The sequence below is a fragment of the Spirillospora sp. NPDC046719 genome (genome assembly GCF_040645715.1).
Lineage (GTDB): Bacteria > Actinomycetota > Actinomycetes > Streptosporangiales > Streptosporangiaceae > Spirillospora.
Window position 1 is genome coordinate 1 of the sequence record NZ_JBEYYT010000671.1, and the last position, 3,748, is coordinate 3,748.

Genomic DNA, 3,748 nt, shown 5'->3' on the forward strand with positions numbered 1-3,748 from the left:
CCGGGGGGGTTCTGGCGGGCCCACCCTTTGCACCCCCGCCGCGCCCGCGCCGGGGGCGCGCCCGGGTCGAGCGGGGCGAGGTCGCAGCCGAGCCGGGACGCGATCCGCAGCGGGACGGCGGCCGGGGGAGCGCCGCGCCACGCGTCCGGCAGCATGACCGGGGAGTCCGGCCCGTACCCGCCGCCCTCGAACAGCAGCCGGTAGCGGTCGGCGCGCAGGTTCAGGCCGGCGCTCGCGCCGATCTCCAGCAGCCGGACCGGCAGCCCGGTCGCGGCGGCGACCGCGAGCAGCCCGCCGATCAGCGGCGCGGCCCGGCCGACCTCGTTGGTCTGCGGCGGGTCGGCGAGCCCCGCGCGGACCTCGGCCGCGTGCCGCGCCAGCACGTCGCGGAACGCGGGCCACGCCGCGCGCGGGTCCGCGGTCCCGCCGGCGGTCGGGTAGTGCGCCGCGAGGGCGGGCGCCCGGCCCTCCAGGACGATCCGGTGCACGGTGCCGAGCATCCGCAGCGCCAGCGCGCTGGACGCGCGTCCCGCGAGCACCTCCGCGACCGGGCCGCCGGCGTCCGCGTCGTCGGCCGCCCGCGCCAGCAGCTCCGCGTACATCGGCGATCCCTGCCCGGCGCACACCCGCGCCTGGGCGAGCAGTTCCTCGCGCACCCCGCCACCTCCCGGCCTCCGCCGGTCCGCCCGTCGGGCGGCCCCGTCTTCGTCAACAGTCACCGTTGTCGCGGCCCGCGTCCCCGGTCATGATCAAAATACCTGGGATGGAAGGGGTCAAAGGTGACGAACCTCCACGATGGACCGGAGTACCGCGCGCGCGGCTGGTGGCGGGACGGGACGTTCCTGGACGACCTCGCCGCGCGGGCCGCCGCGGCGCCGGACCGGCCGGCGGTGGTCAGCCACTTCTGGGAGACCGCCGGCGGTCCCGACACGGTGCTGACCTGGGCGCGGCTCGCCGAACGGGTGGAACGCTGCGCCGCCGGCCTCGCCGCGCTCGGCGTGCGGCCCGGCGACCGGGTCGCGATGCAGCTGGTCAACCAGTGGCAGGCGACCGTCCTCGCGCTCGGCTGCGGCCGCGCGGGCGCGGCCGTGGTGCCGTACTACATCGCCTCCGGCGCCGCCGACACCGAGTGGATCCTGCGCGAGTCGGGGGCGTGCGCGGTGGTGTCGCTGGACGAGGTCCGCGGCCTCGACATCGCCGCGACCATCGCCGGGATGCGCGACCGGCTGCCCGCGCTGCGGCACCAGATCGTCGTCGGCGGGAAGGTCCCCGAGGGCGCGATCGGCTTCGAGGACGGGCTGCTGGCGTCCGGCGCGGCGCCGCCCGAGCACCGTCCGGGCGGCGACGACGTCTTCCAGATCATGTACACGTCGGGGACGACCGGCCGCCCCAAGGGCGTCCGGCACTCCTTCAACACCCTGTACGCGATGGCGCGCTCGTTCACCGTCCCGCTCGGCCTCGGCCCGGACGACGTGCTGTCCACCCCGTGCATCGTCGGCGGGCAGGGCGGCTGGCTGTACGGGATGCTCGCGCCGCTCGTCGCGGGCGCGACCGCCGTGTGGGCGGACGCGTTCAAGCCCGGTGACTTCCTCGACCTCGCCGCCGAGTACGGGATCACCACCGCGTACTTCACCCCGCTGATCCTGGACGAGCTGGTCACCGAGCAGCGCGAGAACCCGCGCCCGCTCGCGCTGCGGCACATGGTCACCGGCTCCACCCCGATCCCGCCCGGCCTGCCCGCGCGGTTCCGCGAGACGTTCGGGTTCCCCGTCCGCCCGCTGTGGGGGATGACCGAGAACGGCGGCGTCACCATCGGCCGCGCCGGCGACCCGCCGGACTGGGCGGCGCGCAGCGACGGGCGGCCGGTCGTCTGGATGGAGGTCCGGCTGGTCGGCGAGGACGGCGCGCCGGTCGACGGGCCGGGGCGGCTGGAGGTGCGCGGCGCGAACCTGTGCCTCGGCTACGAGGGCGCCGACGACGTCTTCGCCGCGTCGCTGCACGACGGCTGGTTCGTCACCGGCGACCTGGCCCGGCCGGACGGCCGCGGCGGCATCAAGATCATCGGCCGCACCAAGGACATGATCAACAAGGGCGGGCTGCACGTGCCCGCCGTCGCCGTCGAGGAGGTGCTGCGCGCCCACCCGCGGGTCGCCGAGATCGCGGTCGTCGGCGAGCCCGAGCCGCTGCTCGGCGAGACCGTCGTCGCCGTCGTCGTGCCGGACGGCGAGCCGCCCGCGCTGGAGGACCTGCACCGCCTCGTCCGGGAGGCGGGGATGACCCCCGGCTACGAGCCGGACCGGCTGGAGGTCGTCGCCGAGCTGCCGAAGACGCCGACCGGGAAGGTCCGCAAGCGCGAGATCGAGGAGGAACTCGCCCGCCGGGCGAGCACCGCCGCCGCGCCGTGACCCCGTCCCGGCGCCGGGCGCTGGCGCTGACGTCGGTGATCCTCGCCAACGTGATGGCGGTGATCGACTACAACATCGTCAGCGTCGCGATCCCGCGGCTGCTGCGCGCCTTCCCCGGCAGCACCCTCGCCGGGCTGTCCTGGACGATCACCGGCTACACCGTGGTGTTCGCCGCCGTGCTGCTGCCCGCCGGCGGCATGGCCGACCGGCTCGGGCCGAAGCGGATCTTCCTGACCGGGCTCGCGGTGTTCACCGCCGGGTCGGCCGCCTGCGCGCTGGCGCCCGGCCCGGCGGGGCTGGTGCTCGCCCGGATGCTCCAGGCCGTGGGCGGCGGCGCGGTCGTCGCCCTCGCGATCTCCGTCGGGCTCAGCGAGTTCCCCGGCCGCGCCGGGCACGCCTTCGGGCTGCTCGGCGCGGTGTCGGGGATCGCCGGCGCGAGCGGGCCCGCGCTCGGCTCGGCGCTGATGGCGCTCGGCGGCTGGCGGTGGATCTTCCTGATCAACCTGCCGCTCGGCGCGCTCGCGCTGGCCTGCGGCGCCGCCGGCATCCCGCCCGGGACGCGGACCGGGCGGGGCCTGCCCGACCTCGCGGGGGTGGCGCTGCTCGCGGGCGGCGTCGCCGCGCTGGTGCTCGGGCTCGTGCAGGGCCCCGACTGGGGCTGGACGGCCCCCGCGGTCCTCGGCGCCGCCGCCGGCGGCACCGCGCTGACCTGGTTCGGCGTGCGCCGGGCGGCGCGGCACCCGCGTCCGGCCGCGGACTTCGCGCTGCTGCGCGCCAGGTCGACGGCGGCCGGGAACGCGGCCATGGCGCTGATGAGCGTCACCCAGTTCGCGGTCGCGCTGTGCGTCGCCCTGTACCTCACCGAGCGGTGGGGCTACTCGGCGCTCACCGCCGCGCTCGCCCTCACCCCGGGCCCGCTCACCTCCGCCGCGGTGTCCTGGTGCGCCGGGCCGCTCGTGCGGTGGGCGGGCGCGCGGTCCGTGGCCGTCGCGGGCGGCCTCACCGGCGCGGCGGGCTGGTGCTGGCCGGTCGCCGCCGAGGCGGCCGGCGCGGGCCGCGCCTACGCCGCGGTCGTGCTGCCCGCGCTCGTCGTCGGCACGGCCGGGATGGCGGCCACCGCGGTCGCGGTCGAGACGATCGCGATGGAGGCCGTCCCGCCCGCCCGGTACGGCAGCGGCAGCGCGCTGATCATGCTGGCGCGGTCGGCGGGCGCCGCCGTCGGCATCGGCGGGCTGGCCGCCGTCCTGCACGAGCCGTCCGCGCGCGGGTTCGACGCCGCCTGGGCCGGGCTGGCCGCCGGAATGCTCGCCGCGGCGCTCGCGGGCGCCGCGGGCACGCGCGGC

Annotated in this window: 3 protein-coding genes; 2 read left to right on the top strand and 1 reads right to left on the bottom strand. The window is 78.0% G+C overall.

Annotated features, from left to right (window positions below; all coding sequences use genetic code 11):
• A partial coding sequence (locus ABZ914_RS48405) for a DUF2332 family protein (RefSeq protein WP_500201364.1) occupies nt 1-656 on the bottom strand: 656 nt, incomplete at its 3' end.
• A gap of 123 nt (nt 657-779) precedes the next feature.
• Here ABZ914_RS48405 and ABZ914_RS48410 point away from each other — a divergent pair.
• Complete coding sequence (locus ABZ914_RS48410) at nt 780-2,405, top strand: AMP-binding protein (protein ID WP_500201365.1); 1,626 nt, start codon at nt 780-782, stop codon at nt 2,403-2,405.
• A partial coding sequence (locus ABZ914_RS48415) for an MFS transporter (RefSeq protein ID WP_500201366.1) occupies nt 2,402-3,748 on the top strand: 1,347 nt, incomplete at its 3' end. The genes ABZ914_RS48410 and ABZ914_RS48415, both read left to right, overlap by 4 nt.